Source organism: Sphingomonas sp. Leaf30 (assembly GCF_001422525.1).
Classification (GTDB): domain Bacteria; phylum Pseudomonadota; class Alphaproteobacteria; order Sphingomonadales; family Sphingomonadaceae; genus Sphingomonas; species Sphingomonas aerolata.
The window spans coordinates 263,261-278,029 of sequence record NZ_LMKZ01000002.1 but is presented as its reverse complement, the minus strand read 5'-3'; the positions used below and the strand labels follow the sequence as shown (position 1 = coordinate 278,029).

17 protein-coding genes are annotated in these 14,769 nt (G+C 67.6%); 7 read left to right on the top strand and 10 right to left on the bottom strand.

Annotated features, from left to right (window positions below; genetic code table 11):
• Positions 1–2: 2 nt before the first annotated feature.
• Genes ASE89_RS08000 through ASE89_RS07990 form a run of 3 tightly spaced genes read right to left on the bottom strand, consistent with a single transcriptional unit; the run spans position 3 to position 2,681 of the window.
• Positions 3–1,094: an acyltransferase family protein gene (locus ASE89_RS08000; RefSeq protein ID WP_056675839.1), complete on the bottom strand. Its 1,092-nt coding sequence runs from the start codon at positions 1,092–1,094 to the stop codon at positions 3–5.
• Positions 1,091–2,434 carry a putative O-glycosylation ligase, exosortase A system-associated gene (locus ASE89_RS07995; RefSeq protein ID WP_056676432.1) on the bottom strand — a complete coding sequence of 448 codons (1,344 nt, stop codon included), beginning with the start codon at positions 2,432–2,434 and terminating at the stop codon, positions 1,091–1,093. Before ASE89_RS07995 ends, ASE89_RS08000 begins: the two co-directional genes overlap by 4 nt.
• Complete coding sequence (locus ASE89_RS07990) at positions 2,427–2,681, bottom strand: hypothetical protein (protein WP_156363363.1); 255 nt, start codon at positions 2,679–2,681, stop codon at positions 2,427–2,429. The genes ASE89_RS07995 and ASE89_RS07990 overlap by 8 nt, the downstream gene beginning before the upstream one ends.
• Before the next feature lie 18 nt (positions 2,682–2,699).
• Here ASE89_RS07990 and ASE89_RS07985 point away from each other — a divergent pair, with 18 nt between their 5' ends.
• The 3 genes from ASE89_RS07985 to ASE89_RS07975 all read left to right on the top strand — a co-directional run bounded on the left by ASE89_RS07985 (position 2,700) and on the right by ASE89_RS07975 (position 6,463).
• On the top strand, positions 2,700–3,896 hold the full coding sequence (locus tag ASE89_RS07985) for a TIGR04063 family PEP-CTERM/XrtA system glycosyltransferase (protein WP_056675835.1): 1,197 nt from the start codon (positions 2,700–2,702) through the stop codon (positions 3,894–3,896).
• Positions 3,897–3,907: 11 nt separating this feature from the next.
• Positions 3,908–4,783, top strand: coding sequence for a hypothetical protein (locus tag ASE89_RS07980; RefSeq protein WP_156363362.1), 876 nt, complete (start codon positions 3,908–3,910; stop codon positions 4,781–4,783).
• 81 nt (positions 4,784–4,864) lie between these two features.
• A complete protein-coding gene (locus ASE89_RS07975; protein WP_056675829.1) occupies positions 4,865–6,463 on the top strand; it encodes a spinster family MFS transporter in 1,599 nt (532 codons plus the stop codon).
• A gap of 42 nt (positions 6,464–6,505) precedes the next feature.
• Here the strand turns inward: ASE89_RS07975 and ASE89_RS07970 are convergent, their stop codons facing one another.
• On the bottom strand, positions 6,506–7,042 hold the full coding sequence (locus ASE89_RS07970) for a superoxide dismutase family protein (protein ID WP_056675827.1): 537 nt from the start codon (positions 7,040–7,042) through the stop codon (positions 6,506–6,508).
• A 12-nt stretch (positions 7,043–7,054) separates the two neighbouring features.
• The gene (thpR, locus tag ASE89_RS07965) at positions 7,055–7,657 is read right to left on the bottom strand and encodes an RNA 2',3'-cyclic phosphodiesterase (RefSeq protein ID WP_056675824.1); all 603 of its coding nucleotides are present in this window, start codon (positions 7,655–7,657) and stop codon (positions 7,055–7,057) included.
• Positions 7,658–7,776: 119 nt separating this feature from the next.
• Here thpR and ASE89_RS07960 point away from each other — a divergent pair, with 119 nt between their 5' ends.
• From ASE89_RS07960 to ASE89_RS07945, 4 genes are all read left to right on the top strand, one after another.
• Positions 7,777–8,526 carry a Bax inhibitor-1/YccA family protein gene (locus ASE89_RS07960; RefSeq protein ID WP_056675821.1) on the top strand — a complete coding sequence of 250 codons (750 nt, stop codon included), beginning with the start codon at positions 7,777–7,779 and terminating at the stop codon, positions 8,524–8,526.
• An 82-nt stretch (positions 8,527–8,608) separates the two neighbouring features.
• Positions 8,609–9,400: a transglutaminase-like domain-containing protein gene (locus ASE89_RS07955; protein ID WP_031393946.1), complete on the top strand. Its 792-nt coding sequence runs from the start codon at positions 8,609–8,611 to the stop codon at positions 9,398–9,400.
• Positions 9,401–9,493: 93 nt separating this feature from the next.
• Positions 9,494–9,802 (top strand): hypothetical protein, encoded by a 309-nt coding sequence (locus ASE89_RS07950; RefSeq protein ID WP_031393947.1) that lies wholly within the window; start codon positions 9,494–9,496, stop codon positions 9,800–9,802.
• A gap of 252 nt (positions 9,803–10,054) precedes the next feature.
• Positions 10,055–10,609, top strand: a complete 555-nt coding sequence (locus ASE89_RS07945) for a hypothetical protein (RefSeq protein ID WP_056675818.1) — start codon at positions 10,055–10,057, stop codon at positions 10,607–10,609.
• A 4-nt stretch (positions 10,610–10,613) separates the two neighbouring features.
• Here the strand turns inward: ASE89_RS07945 and ASE89_RS07940 are convergent, their stop codons facing one another.
• The 5 genes from ASE89_RS07940 to ASE89_RS07920 all read right to left on the bottom strand — a co-directional run bounded on the left by ASE89_RS07940 (position 10,614) and on the right by ASE89_RS07920 (position 14,689).
• Positions 10,614–11,345 carry an extensin-like domain-containing protein gene (locus ASE89_RS07940; RefSeq protein WP_056675814.1) on the bottom strand — a complete coding sequence of 244 codons (732 nt, stop codon included), beginning with the start codon at positions 11,343–11,345 and terminating at the stop codon, positions 10,614–10,616.
• Complete coding sequence (locus tag ASE89_RS07935) at positions 11,345–12,124, bottom strand: NUDIX hydrolase (protein ID WP_056675812.1); 780 nt, start codon at positions 12,122–12,124, stop codon at positions 11,345–11,347. The genes ASE89_RS07940 and ASE89_RS07935 overlap by 1 nt, the downstream gene beginning before the upstream one ends.
• Before the next feature lie 128 nt (positions 12,125–12,252).
• Positions 12,253–12,768, bottom strand: a complete 516-nt coding sequence (locus ASE89_RS07930; protein WP_031393951.1) for a MucR family transcriptional regulator — start codon at positions 12,766–12,768, stop codon at positions 12,253–12,255.
• A gap of 326 nt (positions 12,769–13,094) precedes the next feature.
• Complete coding sequence (locus tag ASE89_RS07925; RefSeq protein ID WP_056675809.1) at positions 13,095–13,580, bottom strand: cupin domain-containing protein; 486 nt, start codon at positions 13,578–13,580, stop codon at positions 13,095–13,097.
• Positions 13,580–14,689, bottom strand: a complete 1,110-nt coding sequence (locus ASE89_RS07920) for a Gfo/Idh/MocA family protein (RefSeq protein ID WP_236701672.1) — start codon at positions 14,687–14,689, stop codon at positions 13,580–13,582. The genes ASE89_RS07925 and ASE89_RS07920 overlap by 1 nt, the downstream gene beginning before the upstream one ends.
• Between the last annotated feature and the right edge of the window lie 80 nt (positions 14,690–14,769).

Below are 14,769 nucleotides of genomic sequence, written 5' to 3'. Positions count from 1 at the left end.
GGTCAGCGCGTTTGCTGGCCCCTTTTTGCTGCGTGTCCAACGCGGTTGATCCAGGCCTGCGCGGGCCGCTCGACGCCGTGGTACAGGACGAGGGAGGCCAGCAGGATCCCGGTTAGCAACGCGCCGATCAGGAGCGGCGGGACCGCGACCGCGCTGGCGACGAACGCCATCTTGAACGCGGTCCAGAACAGCGAATGGCTGAGATAGGTCGAAAAGCTGATCTCGCCGAGCCTGTGCAGCGGCCATGAGGCGAGCGGGTTGCGGGGGCGGTTCGAGGTCAGTGCGATGGCGAGCAGCAGTGCCGCGAGTGCGGCGGGTATCGCGACGATCTCGTTGACGAGGCCGGTTGCGAAGCTCGCAAAGCCCAGGCCGCTGACGCACAAGGCTGCGACAAGTGCGCGCCGGGGCTGCTCGCGGTAGCGCAGCCACAGGGCCACGACCGCGGTGCCTGCTGCGAATTCGGTGACGCAGCGCAGGACGCCGAACCAGGGGATCGCCTGGCCGAGCGTCGCCATGCCGTTCGATCGCATCACGTAGGCGAGCAGGCCCAGCGCGACGGCGATCGCTGCAATCAGGCCCGGTGTCGGGACGCGTCGCCAGTCGATGAGGAGCGGGAGCAGCGGGAAGACGAGATAGGCGAACATCTCGCTCGAGATCGACCAGGCGGGATCGTTCCAGTCGAGCGCGGTGACGCCGAACCAGTCGCGCGTCATCGGCCAGTTCTGGAGCAGGAGGATATGCACCGGCAAGCGGTCGAGCGGGAAGCGCGGGTCGGGGGGGCGTCCGGTCAGCGCGAGCGCGGCGACGATCAGCAGTGCGAAGCCGAGCATGACGAGATGGAGCGGCCAGATCCGCGCGACCCGGCGGCGCAGGAAGCCGGGGATGGCGCGCCAGCGCTGCACGGCGATCCGGTCGGCATAGCTCAGCCAGATCACGAAGCCCGAGAGCAGGAAGAAGAAGTCGACCGCGAGATAGCCCTTGGCGAGAAACCGCTGCACGCCGTCGGACACGCCGAGCGCGGCGCGGAGATGGAACAGCACGACGAACCAGGCGGCGACGCCGCGCGCGCCGGTCAGCGCCCTCAGTTCGCTCATGCCGGCAGGGGGCGGGAGGCTGGACGACGCATCGGCCGGAAGCTCGCGTCACGGCGCTTGCGCCCGAGATAGGTGTCGAGCCCGATCTGCGCGCCGATCAGCATGTAGATGAACGGCTGGAACGCGATCGCGATGAACGCCGCACCGAGCAGATAGACGAGATGGCCGCTCTGCAATGCGGCGGCGAGCGGGCCGGCCCAGGCGAACTGCCCCTCCGGATCGCGGTAGCGGCGGCGCAATATCTCCATCCGGACGAGGCCGCCGAGATTGAGCACCAGCCACAGCACGAGACCGAAATAGCCCTGTTCGCCGAGCATCTCGAAATAGGCGCTGTGATAGGCGCGCGCCTTGTCTTCCTCGACACGGCCCGGCGTCGCAGCGCCGGTGCCGGCCAGGTCGTAGCGGATGCGGTTGCCGCGATAGGCCTCGAACCCACCGCCGAACGGATGCGATTTGGCATAGTCGATCGTCCACTGCCACACCGCGATCCGGGTCGAGGCGGATTCGTCGGCCTGGTAGGTCTTGATCGTGTTCATGCGGTCGGTGAAGGTCGAGGGCAGGAAGGGGATCGCGATCAGCCCGAGTGCGCCGAGCCCCGCCAGATACAGCGCCTTGCGCTTGACGACGCGGAGCGACAGGACCGCGAGCAGCGCGATGCAGAGCAGGCCGGTGCGCGTCGAGGTGCCGACCGGGATCAGCAGACAGGCGAAGACGAGCGCGACGCAGAAGCCGCGGACGCGCCAGTCGGGTCTGAAGATCGTCCCGTAGCGCATGAACCAGATAATGATCGGGATGATCGCGATTGCGACCGCGCTGATCGTGCTGCCTTCATAAAGCCCCGAATTATTGTCGACCATCAGGTTCAGCTGGCCGTAACCGCCGCCACCGCTGGCGATCGTCTTGATCCCGCCGACGATGATGATCGAGGCCGCCGACAGGATCATGAACAGCAGCAGCGCCTCGATCCGGAGCCGGGTGCGCAGCGTCAGCGGCAAGAAGGCGGCGAAGGCGAGCGCCTTCCACACCCAGTCCCATTTGTCCTTCGCCTCGATCGGGAAGTCGGCGGCGAGCGTGGTCGCCCAGCAATAGAGCAGCAGCACGACGATCAGCAGCTGGCGCGGCGCGACCCGCGTGTCGCGCTTGTCGTCCGCGATCAGCCAGCCGCCGACCGCCAGCGCGACCGCGATCAGCGAGATCGGGACGGTGTTGAGGAGCAGATAGGTCAGTCGTTGCGGCGAGACGATGTCGATATAGACATAGGCGAGGACGAGCAGGAACGGACGCCGGAACCCGAGCGCGAAGATCGCAGCCAGGAAGGCGATGAAGGCGAGATCACGCACGCGGGCGGAGTCCGTCACGGTCGAGCGTGTCGGTACCCGTGCGATCGTCGTCGGATTTCGGCTCGGAATCGAGATCGGGGCGGCGCAGGAGCAGGATCGCGGCGAGCATCATCAGGCCGTGCGTCAGGCCCAGCGCGAAATTGTCGATCATCGGCCGGCCTTTCCGTGTCTGCGCGGTCCCGTCGCCGCCCGTGTCCGTCGCCGCGGCATAGGCCATGGCGGTTGACGCGCCGTTAAGCGCTGTCATGGCAACACGCTACTCACGATGCGCATTCTTCATATCCTCGACCACGGCCTGCCCCTGCAGAGCGGCTATACCTTTCGCACGCGGGCGATCCTCAAGGCGCAGGAGGCGCGCGGCTGGACGGTCGCGGCGGTGACCGGGCAGCGTCATGGCCCGGCCGCCGCTGCCGTGGAGTCGGTCGACGGGCTGACCTTCCACCGGACGCCGGCGACGCGCCGGTCGGGGCCGCTGGGCGAGATCGCCGGGATCCGCGCCTTTGCCCGGCGGATCGAGGCGGCGGTCGATGCCTTTCGCCCCGATATCCTGCACGCGCATTCGCCGGTGCTCGATGCGCTGGCGGGGCTGATCGTCGCGCGGCGGCGCAAACTGCCGCTGGTCTACGAGATCCGGGCGTTCTGGGAGGATGCCGCGGTCGGCAATGGGACCGGGGCCGAGGGATCGCTCGCCTATCGCACGACGCGCGCGCTCGAGACCTGGGCGGTCGGCCGTGCTGACGGCGTCGCGGTGATCTGCGAGGGGCTGCGCGACGACCTGATCGCGCGCGGGATCGACGGGGGCAAGATCATGGTGTCGCCCAACGGCGTCGACCTGACGCTGTTCGGGGCAGTGCCGCCGCGCGATGACGCGCTGGCGGCGACGCTGGGGCTCGACGGCAAGGACGTGGTCGGCTTCATCGGCAGCTTCTATGACTATGAAGGGCTGGACGACCTGATCGCGGCGATGCCCGCGCTGGTCGCCGCACGGCCGGACGCGCGGCTGCTGCTGGTCGGGGGCGGGCCGATGGCGGATGCGCTGGCGGCGCAGGCCGCGGCCTCGCCGGTCGCGGACGCGATCCATTTCGTCGGCCGGGTGCCGCATGCGGAGGTCGAGCGCTATTACGGGCTGATCGACATCCTCGCCTATCCGCGCAAGCGGATGCGGCTGACCGATCTGGTGACGCCGCTCAAGCCGCTCGAGGCGATGGCGCAGGGGCGGATGGTGGCCGCGTCGGACGTGGGCGGACACCGCGAGTTGATTCGTGACGGGGATACAGGCACGTTGTTCCCACCCGACGATCCGCCAGCGATCGCGGCGGCACTGGCGGGGATGTTCGACGATCGCACGGACTGGCCGTCGCGCCGCCAGCGCGCGCGGGCGTTCGTTGAGCGCGACCGTAACTGGTCGTCAAACATTTTGCGTTACGAACCGCTTTACCATCGGCTGATACAGGCCGAATGACGGACCATGGCATGACCGAATTCCATCGACAGTCCCCGATCCGCCACCTTCCCGTCGCCGCAGCACTGATCGTCGCGGTCGCCGCGATCCTTGGCTTCGTCGCGATGCCGGGGACGATGCTCGAGGAACTGGTCTGGCGGACCGGCGTCGCCGCGCTGATCCCCGCCGCACAGCCGCCGCTGGGGACGACCGCGCGCGTCGTCCTTGCGCTGGCCACCGCGGTCATCGGCGCGGCGGTGACCTGGTCGGCGCTGTTCCTGCTGGTGGGGCCGGGGGGCCTGCTGGTCCGTCCGCCGCGTCGCCGCGACGACGGCGTGCCCGTCATCCGCCGGGCCGATGCGCATCCCGACGCGCCGCCACGCCGGCCGATGACCGCGGCCGATCTCGGCACGCCGATGATGGAGGTGACCGCGGCGAACCCGGTCACGCTCGAGCGGTCGATCCCCGCGGACCTCGACCAGCCGCTCGCGGCGTTCGACCCGCATGCGATCCTGCCGGTGCCGATGGCGCCGATCCGGCCGGTCACGCCGCTGGTGCAGGCCGAGACGCCGCCGGTCGCGCCAGCCACTCCGGTAGAAGACGAGGAGCGGGTCGAAGCATTAGCCGACGCGTCCGTCGCGATCGATGAACCGGTGGAGGCTGCGACGATCCCGATCACGGTCAGCGAGTCCGTCGCGCCGCGGGTCTCGGTGGCCTGGTCGGCGCCATCGTCGGTTCCGTCATCGACGCCACCGTCAGTTGGCGCCGTCAACGGCGCGGTGCGGCATGAGCCGCGTTTGGTCGATGCGCCGGCGCCGGCTGCACCGCCGTCACCACCCTCGATCGAGTCGCTGTTGCGGCGGCTGGAACAGGGTGCGACCCGGCGGCGTCAGGCGACATCGGGCTGACATACCGCGACCGCGTGAAACCGCTGTTGATACGAAGAAACCTCTGATACCGATTGCTCGAAAACGACGGTCGGAGGGGTCATGGCGCAGGTCGCGGATCAATCGAAGTTCGAAGAAGCGGCGCCGCCTGCCGAGCCGGACGGGCAGGCGGGGGCGACCCGCTATGGCTGGTATGTGCTGTCGATCCTGTTCCTGGTCTATGTGCTCAACTTCGTCGACCGGCAGATCATCTCGATCCTTGCCGAGGACATAAAGCGCGATCTGGGACTGAAGGACCAGGATCTCGGGTTCCTCTACGGGACCGCGTTCGGGGTCTTCTATGCGCTGTTCGGCATTCCGCTCGGGCGGCTTGCGGACAATTGGCACCGCGTCCGGCTGATGACGATCGGCCTGACGCTCTGGTCGGTGATGACGGCGGTGTCCGGCCTGTCGCGGACCGGCGGGCATCTCGCGGCGGCGCGGATCGGCGTCGGGATCGGCGAGGCGACCGCCAGCCCGTCGGCCTATTCGCTGATCTCCGATTATTTCCCCAAAAGGCTGCGTGCGACCGCGCTGTCGATCTATTCGGCCGGGCTTTATGTCGGTGGCGGCTGCTCGCTGTTCATCGGCGGGGCGATCGTGCAGGGCTGGAACCGGGCCTATCCGGGGGGCGGGCCGTTCGGGCTGGTCGGGTGGCAGGCGGCGTTCATGGCGGTCGGTGTGCCCGGGCTGCTGCTCGCGATCTGGATCGCGACGCTGAGGGAACCGATCCGCGGGCATGTCGAGGGGCTTCCCGAACCGGCGCCGCACCCCGCACCGTTCCGCGCCTTTGCCGGCGAGCTGCTGACGATCGTACCGCCGCTGACGCTGATCGGTGCGGCGATGGGCGGGGTCGGGGCGTTCGTCGTCAACCTCGCCGGGCTGGCGATCGTCACGCTGGCGGTGGTCGGGCTGATGGCAGCGGGCGAGCCCTGGCCGCAATGGGTGGCGATCGGGACCGGCGTCTATGCCGTGTTCTCCTGGGCTTGTGCGCTGCGCCGTCGCGATCCGCCGACCTTCGCGCTGATCATCGGCACGCCCGCGTTCCTGTGCACGGTCGTCGCCTATGGCCTGAACGCGTTCCTCAGCTATGCGGCAAGCTTCTGGGCGGCGCCCTATGCGCTGCGCGTGCTCGGCGCGACACCGTCGAGCGCGGGGTTCCTGCTCGGCGGGCTGGGTGCGCTCGCTGGGTTTCTCGGGCTGACGATGGGCGGAGTGGTCTCGGACCGGTTGCGGCGGACCAACCCTGCCGGGCGGCTTTTGGTGGTGATCTTCGGCGCGGTGGTGCCGGTGCCGTTCCTGTGCCTCGCCTTCACCGCGTCGGTGCCGCTGGCCTTCTATGCCGGGATCTTCCTTGCGCAGATTACCGCGAGCTGCGCGCTCGGTGCTGCGGCGGCGACGACGCAGGACCTGGTGCTGCCGCGGATGCGGGGGACGGCGACCGCGACCTTCTTCATCGGGACGACGCTGATCGGGCTGGCGCTCGGGCCATATCTGGCGGGGCGCGTCTCGACTCTCAGCGGGAGCCTGTCGGTCGGGATGCTGTCGCTGCTGGTCAGCGTGCCGATCACGCTGGCCACAGCCGTGGCGGCGTACCGGCTGGTCCCCGCCGCGGAGGCTTCGCGCGAGGCGCGGGCCCGGGCGGCGGGGGAGGTCGCCTAGCCATGGTCCCTCGCCGAGGATGCCATGGCTAGGCTAAGCGGTTCAGCTCGGCTGGAACACGCCGCAGGCGATGCGGCCGCCGCTGTTGCCGGCGGGGTCGGTCATCAGATCGTCGGGACCGGCATGGACCACGAACGCCGAACCATCGGCATCGAGCAGCCCGGCCATCGTCGCGCCCGGGATCGTGACGCCGACCGTGCCGCGGCCGTCGGTGCCGGTGATCAGATTGGGCAGATCGCCCTCATGCGGCCCCTGCGGGTTCATCGACCCGTGCTTCATGGATGTCGGGTTCCAGTGGCCCCCCGCGGTCGTGAAGTCGGGGGCGTCGCAGCGACCGGTCGTGTGGATGTGGACGCCGTGCGTGCCCGGCGGCAGCGCCTTGGCATCGACGGTGAAGCGCAGTCCGCCGGCGACGTCGGTCGCGGTCGCGCGGCCGACATCGACCCCGGCGGCGTTCATCAGCATCGCGCGTGCGCTCTGCCCGCCTGCAACCGGCGTGCCGGTCTCGAGCCCTTTCTGATCGCAGGCCGCCAGCGTGAGCGCCGCTGCACCGATCAGCGCAAATGTTGCAATCCGCATGTCCGTCTCTCCCTATTGATCCGACGCGAACCCGCCAAAGTCGCCGGCGGTTCCGGCGTCGGGTTCGAGCGGCCAGCGCAGCAGCGGTTCGTACCAGGCACCGTCGCGGCCGAGGTGGCTCTGGTACAGCGTCAGATGGGTCATCGCAAACGGCGCGCTGGCGAGCCCGGCATGGCGGGCGATCCAGCCGTCGATCTCCGGGGACGTGCCGAGGGATCGCGGCAGCCGGGCGAGCGTGACGTGCGGCAGATAGGCGCGGCGGTCGGGGGGAAGCCCGGCGCGGACCACCGCCTGATCGACCTTGCGGTGCAGCGCGGTGAGCGCGGCGTGCGGGGTAACGCCCGCCCAGAGCGTGTCGGTACGCCCGCGGCTCGCGAACTGGCCGACCGCGTGCAGCGCAACCGTTGGGGCCGCCGGCGTCAGCGACAGGCGGAGCCGGTCGATCTCGGTCACGATGTCGTCGGCCAGGCGCGGATCGACCTCGCCAAGGAAGCGCGTCGTGACGTGGAGCTGCTCGTCATCCTGCCAGCGCGCACCGCCGATCCCGTCCATCAGGTCGAACAGCTGTTCGCGAATGTGGAGGGGCGGGCGGAGCGCGAGAAACAGGCGTAACATCGGCAGGAATCATAGCGCCGATCACCCCGAATTGGGAACGTCTCCGCTTGAAAATCGTCCTCCCAGCACCGATGTTGCACGCAACCGGCATGTGGCCGGATAGAGGAGTTGTAATTTCAATGGCTAATTGGTCTGATCCCCGGCCTCGTGCCGCGCCGTTCGGAGCGACGGCCACCACCACCGGTTCGGCAGCGTATGACGCGGGTCTCCGTTCGTACATGCTGTCGGTCTATAACTATATGGGCTCGGGCGTGCTGCTGACCGGCATCGTCGCGCTTCTGTTCGCCTGGGGCGGTGCATCGTCGCCTGCCGCACAGGTGTTCATGGGCGGCGGTCCGCTGAAGTACGTCATCATGTTCGCGCCGCTCGCGATCGTGTTCGGCATGAGCTTCGGGCAGAACCGGATGAGCACCGCGACGCTGCAGATGCTGTTCTGGGGCTTTGCGATCCTGATGGGTCTGTCGCTGTCGACGATCTTCCTGGTCTATAGCGGCACGTCGATCGCCAGCGCCTTCTTCGCGACGGCTGCCGGCTTTGCCGGTCTGAGTCTGTACGGTTACACCACGAAGCGCGATATGTCGGCGTTCGGGACGTTCCTGATCATCGGCGTGGTCGGTCTGCTGGTGGCGAGCATCATCAACATCTTCCTCCAGTCGGGTGTCATGCAGCTGGTCATCAGCGGCGTCGGCGTGCTGCTGTTCGCAGGTCTGACGGCCTATGACACGCAGCGTACCAAGAGCCTGTACATGCAGGTCGCGGGTACGGACATGGTCGGCAAGGTCGTGATCATGTCGGCACTGAGCCTGTATCTCGACTTCATCAACATGTTCATGTTCGTGCTTCGCCTGTTCGGCAGCAGCCGCAACTAAGCGCTTCGCACCTTCTCTCAGTGACGGTCCGGCGGGAAACTGCCGGGCCGTTTTTGCATCCTGGCCAGGATTTAAGACCACAATGCGTCTCTCGATCGACGTTCATCTGGATTATGGAATTGCCGGCGACGCCGACGTGTTGCTGCAGATCGAGGCGGCGGCGATGCCCGACCAGCGGATCGAGGAACAATCGCTGACGATCTGGTCGGACAGCCCGATCCGCGCGGTCCCGGGCGAGGACGGCATCGGCCAGCGCTGCTGGGCGCGGGGACATGGCCGGCTGACCGCGGCGTACCGCGCGGTGGTGAAGGTCGAGCGCCCGGTCGTCGCGCTCGGGGCCTATGGCACAACGCCGCCCCGGCTGCTGCCCGGCGACGTCACCGCCTATCTGATGCCGAGCCGCTATTGCCAGTCGGACCGGTTCGAGGGGTTCGTCGCGCGCGAGTTTCCCGGGCTCGACGGTGGCGCGCTGGCGGCCGCGCTGAGTGCGTGGGTCGGCAATGCGCTCGATTACCGGATGGGATCGAGTTCGGGCGAGACGACCGCGCTCGACACCTTCGCGTCGCGGTCGGGCGTGTGCCGCGACTATGCGCATCTGCTGGTCGCGCTCGCCCGCGCGGGGGGAATTCCGGCGCGCTGCGTCTCGGCCTATGCGCCGGGCGTCGATCCGCCCGATTTCCACGCGGTCGCCGAGCTCTGGCTCGACGGCGCGTGGCGGCTGGTCGATCCGACGGGGATGGCATCGTGTGGTGATATCGCGCGTGTCTGCATCGGGCGCGACGCCACCGACATCGCGTTCATGACGGTGTTCGGGCAAGCGACGCTCTGGACACAGACCGTCCGGGTCCGCGCGCTCGACGACGAAACGGCGTGACCGGTCCGCGACGCGAGTCGCTCGTCGCAGAGGCAGGAACACCGGGCGCGTTGAACCGTTTGCGTCCGTAACGATTTTCACAGGAGTCTCGACATGACCGATATCGACAAACGCGCGCTCGACAGCCTGTCGGTGGCACCGGATGGGCAGGATGGCGATGCTGCCAACGGCCGGACCGACGGCCGCGACCCGCGCCAGGAGGCCGGTCAGGACAAGTCGATCGGCAAGCGGCTGCAGAAGAACCCGTCGAGCAACGATGCGCGTCTCGACAATGCGCTCGACGAGTCGATGGATGCGAGCGATCCGCCCGCCTCGACTCAGCCGGTGCACAATCAGGGGCCGGCGCCGTCGTCGGGCTATGATGCCGAAGCAGAGCGCAAGCTGGCCGAAAAGAACGGCTGATCTATCCTGGGGTCTGCTCGCGCTTGGCCGATGCCGGGCGCGGGCGGCGCTCCAACGTTCCAAGTTCGAATGTTGCGTAAATACCGCCCTTGGCGAAAAGTTTGATGCCTGGCCTCGACTGGTCGCATTGCGTGTTGCAGTGCAACAGATTTCATGGTCGCTTATAACCGTGACGTGACGATGCGTTAGGGACCCTCCTCTGCCCCAAATGCATGGGAACGCCTGTTACTTGCAGCAAGGCGGGGTGACGATATGGCTTCACAGATGAAACCGGCAAAGGGCATCACGACGCTCGCCGAGATGAAGGAATTCGCCGGCTTTTCCAGCGCGACGCAGCGTTATATCCGGCGTTCGCTCGATGTCGGCCTCGATCGCGAGGATGCGATGACGCGCTGGTCGCGCGACGTGGTTGAGGAGGCCAGCATCCGCGCACAGGCGCGGCTCTATGTTGGTCTTGACGATCTTCGCGGACTTCTGCCCGAGGATGCGGGACTTGGCGGGGCGGACCGGTTTCTTGGAAAACTGGTCACGCTGGCCGCGTTCGATCTGGGGCAGGGGCGGCTGACGAGCTTTTCCGCGTTCCGGTTCCTGTACGAGCGGCTCGCCGGCGCGGATGTCCGACCCTGGCTGCCGTCCGCCTTCTGCGCGGCGGCGGCGTTGCCGCATCTCCATCCCGAACTCCGCCGCAAGCTGCTCCAGTCGATCAGCGAAGCCGCGGCGACCGCGTCGGGCTGGTCGAGCCGGGAGCCGGTCTTCTTCCCCTATTGGGTGGAGAAGGTCGACAGCGGGACGTCGCTCGCGACCTGACGGCTCAGCGGCAGGCGCGCCAGCCCATCGCGCCGCGATCCGCCTGATCGAGATGGAAGTGGTCGGCGTGCGCGGCGTTGTAATCGGGCGAGAGCGTCGTTGCGAACAATTGGCAGGCGCCGTCGCGTACCTCGCGGAGGAAGGCCGCCTTTTCGTTATCGCCGCGCCAGTCGCGGGCCACAGTGATCCGGGTGCCATTGCCCAGCCGAAAGCCGGCAATGTCGACCGCGTCGGCGGTCGAATGCTCGCTCCACGTGCCGGCGTCGCGGCCGTAAATGCGGCGACAGCTATAGCTGCCGAAATGGTCGATGCTCGTGACCTTGGTGCCGAAATGCCGTTCGGCCGCGGGTTGGACGACATTCCATTCCCATATCGCGAGCGCCGCGGCGACCGGACAGGCGACGCCCAGACCCGCGGGCGCGAAGTCGATCCGCCGTGCGCCACCGGATGTGAACCGGACGCCGTCGCTATAGCCGCATTGGCCTTCACCGCTGCGAGGCGGCAGCGCGGTGTAGCGGACACCGGCACGCTCGAGCGCGGCCTGACAGGCGGGATAGGACTGAGTCAGCGCGTTGAGCTTGCGCCCGGTCATCAGCCCGATCGGCTGGCCGAGGTCGAGCGGGGTCCAGGGCAGGTCCTGCGGACGACCGCGCAGTGTCGACCAGAGTATCAGGCCGAGGCCCGCGATCACCGCCAGCGCGACGGCCCAGCCCAGCGTCCGTCGGACCGCACGCATCAGCCGTGCGCCACACGCGTGATGGGCTCGCTGGTCACCGGATAGCCGAGATCGTCGGGGATGCAGAAATGGTCGATCCCGTCGCGCGGCTCGATCCACGGCGTCACGGTGCGGACCGGTCTGCGCCGTGTGTCGTCGACCGCGTCGTCGAAGCCGGCGAACAGCGCGAGGCGTTCGAGGTTGCGGCGGGTCGGGAAGATCACCTGTGCGCGACCGGCATCGGCATGCGCGAGGATCTCGGCAGCGGTTGCCCAGAGCAGGCGGACATTCTCCGTCTCGTCGACACGGGCGGGGGCGGCGTCGGCAGGCAGGCGCGCGAGATAGAAGCGCGTGTCGAAGATGCGGGTCAAATGATGCGCCGGCCGCCACCGCGCGAAATAGGTGAGCATGTGCGGATCACAGCGGAGCCCTAGCGCGTCGAGCATGGGTCCCAGTTCCCGTCCGGCATGCAGCGCCGCACGAAGTGTCGCGAGCGTATCGGCGGACGGTGCGGGATGAAGACCGATGGCGAGCCCGACCTCCTCGATCGTCTCGCGGATTGCGGCGATGCGGGCGGCGACCTCTTCGATCGCGGTCTGATCAGCGGGCTGCTGGATGAGTTGCTCTGCTAGCATGCGGTCGGCAGGGTCGACGCGGCCACCGGGGAAGACGAGTGCACCGCCGGCAAACGCCATCGATCCCGCACGCTCGACCATCAGCAGTTCGGGGGCGAGCGACGGGCGATCGCGAAAGATCACCAACGTGGCAGCCGGAATGGCGGGGGAGATCGGTTCGGTCATCGATCTGTGTAACGCGCGAAACCCGGATCGGGCCAGACGGCATTATAGCGTGATTCAGGGCGCGACCGGTAGAGCGATCAGAATGCCTTTAACGGTCGGGGAGGGCGATCAGCCCTCCCCGTGGCGCATCAATCGTCGCTGCCGAGCGTACGCTTGGCGGCATCGAGCGCGGCCTTGCCGGTCTTGCGCGAAGTCTTGCCTGCGTCTTCCGCAGCGGCTTCGACCTTCGAGCCCGCCTTGCGGCCGAGGCCGATCGACTTCGCCATCGCACGGCGTGCTTCCGAATAGGTCGCAGCGACCATCGGATAGTCGGCCTTCAGGTTGAAACGTTCGCGATACTGTTCCGGCGTCATGCCATGCGTCGTCAGGTGGCGACGCAGTGTCTTGTACTTCTTGCCGTCGATCATCGAGACGATGTGGTCAGGCGATGCAAGCGACTTGCGCGCCGTCACGGCGGGCTCATAGGTCGTCGCCTCGGCGGTATCGCCCGTCATCTCTGCGCCGGTCGTGAGCTTGGTCACGGCGGTGTGCATCGACAGGAGAAACGCAGGAACGTCTTCGGCAGCGGTGCGGGTGTTGGGGTTCGCCAGCCAGGCTGCCGTCAGTTCTGCCGCCAGTTCGACGGTATTGATGGTTTCGGTCACACGGGATCCTTGATTGTTGAAAAATTTTCCCCCTCCATTCGCGCGACTACGCGCTATTGGCAGAAAATGACACCCGCAAATATTATTAAAGCGCTCAATTGACCGGGAATTCTGTTCGCGACGTCGAATCCGAGCGCTGATCTTGCGGTTTGCTGATGTTATACGCGCGCCAGGCCAGCCCTATAGATCCTCACAAATACGCGCATTCGCGGTTGTAGCATGCGTGCTCTCGCAGCGGGTCCGACATCCGGCGCAGTCATCAGATCCGGCAGATCAGGGTGCGGATCGAGACGCCCGATCGGGACGTCGCGATTGGCAGATGCATCTTATCGCGCAGGGGCAGCCGGTCGGCGCGGCGTGATCTTGGTACCGAGCAGGACCAGCCCGTTCGCGCCGACACCGAAGCCGTGCGGAACGCCGGCGGGGATAAGCAGGACGTCGCCGGGGCGGAGCGCGCGGGTCGCGCCGCCCTCGATCCGCGCGCCGTCGGTGAGGCCGGGATTGACGACATGCGGATCGACCAAGCGTCCACCCGAAAGCAACGTCCCCGATCCCGCGACGACGGTCGCATATTCATTCTCATCGGGGTGCACCGCGGGACGACCTTCGGCTTTCCAATATTCGAGCGCGACGACGCTGCCCCCGCCGCTGACGAGCGTCTGCATCGCAAAGCCCTGACCCGGTTTCATCGTCGCTTCGAGCGCCGCGACCGCGCGGGGGATATCGGTCGCCGCGGCGAAATCGCGCGCCGCTTCCTGTGCCGAGGCGACTGTGGCGATCGCGAGCGTCGCCAGCACGAGCAGGACGCGCATCACGCCTTGGTGTCCGATACCAGCCGGATCGTCCGCCCCTCGCGCGCCGAGCGATAGATTGCCTCGACGATACGCAGGTCGCGCAGACCCTCCGCGCCCGAGACGATCGGTTCGCGGCCGGTGCGGATGCAGGTGACGAGATGATCGAGCTGGCCGGCGAACTGGGTGCGGCCCGACGCCGCGGGCGTGACATCGCGCTCGCGCCCGTCGGCGCCTGTCCACATCCGGTTGTCGGCATAGCGGGTCGCGGGTTCGAGCTCGATCCGGCCGCGTTCGCCCATCAGCAGGATGTGGTTCTGGTTCGCGCTGTACATCGACTGGCAGCTGGCGATCGCGCCGGACGGAAATTCGAGCGTCCAGTCGATCATGTCCTCGACCTCGCGAAACCGCGGATCGGTGCGATCGGTGGACTCGCGCGCGGTCACCGCGACGGGCTCCTCGCCGGTCATGTAGCGTGCGGCCTGGAGGCTGTAGATGCCCATGTCCATCAGCGAGCCCCCGCCCGCCAGCGCCTTGTTTAGCCGCCATTTCGACGGATCGCGCTGGACGAAGCCGTGTTCGGACCGGACGTAACGCGTCCTGCCCATCGTCCCCGCACGCGCGAGCCGCATCGCCTCGACATTGCAGGGCTCGAAATGGCAGCGATAGCCGATCATCAGCTTGCGATCCGCCGCCTTGCAGGCCGCGATCATCGCCTCGCATTCGGCGACCGAGACCGCCATCGGCTTTTCGCACAGCACATGCTTGCCGGCGCGCGCGGCGCGGATCGTGTACTCGGCATGCATCGCGTTGGGCAGGCAGATATAGACGATATCGATATCGGGATTGTCGCGGATCCGGTCGAAGGTCGCATAGCTGTAGACCGACCGGTCGGGCAGGCCGTGCGCGGCCGCGACGCGGCGCGCCTTGGCGGGGTCACCGCTGACCACCGCGGCGAGCCGGCTGTGCGCGCATTTGGCGAATTCGGGGATGATGACGTCGAGCCCGTAATAGCCCAGGCCGACGATCGCATAGCCGAGCTTGCGCGTCGGGGTGGCCGCCTGCGTGATCGCGGGCACCGCGGCCAGCGCGGTTGCGCCGATGACAAATTCGCGTCGTCCTATCGTCACGATCAGATTCCCCATCCTGCAAGCGCTGTCGGCCACCCTGTTCGGCCACCAGTTGCCGCGTGGCCATTACGACCTTGGTC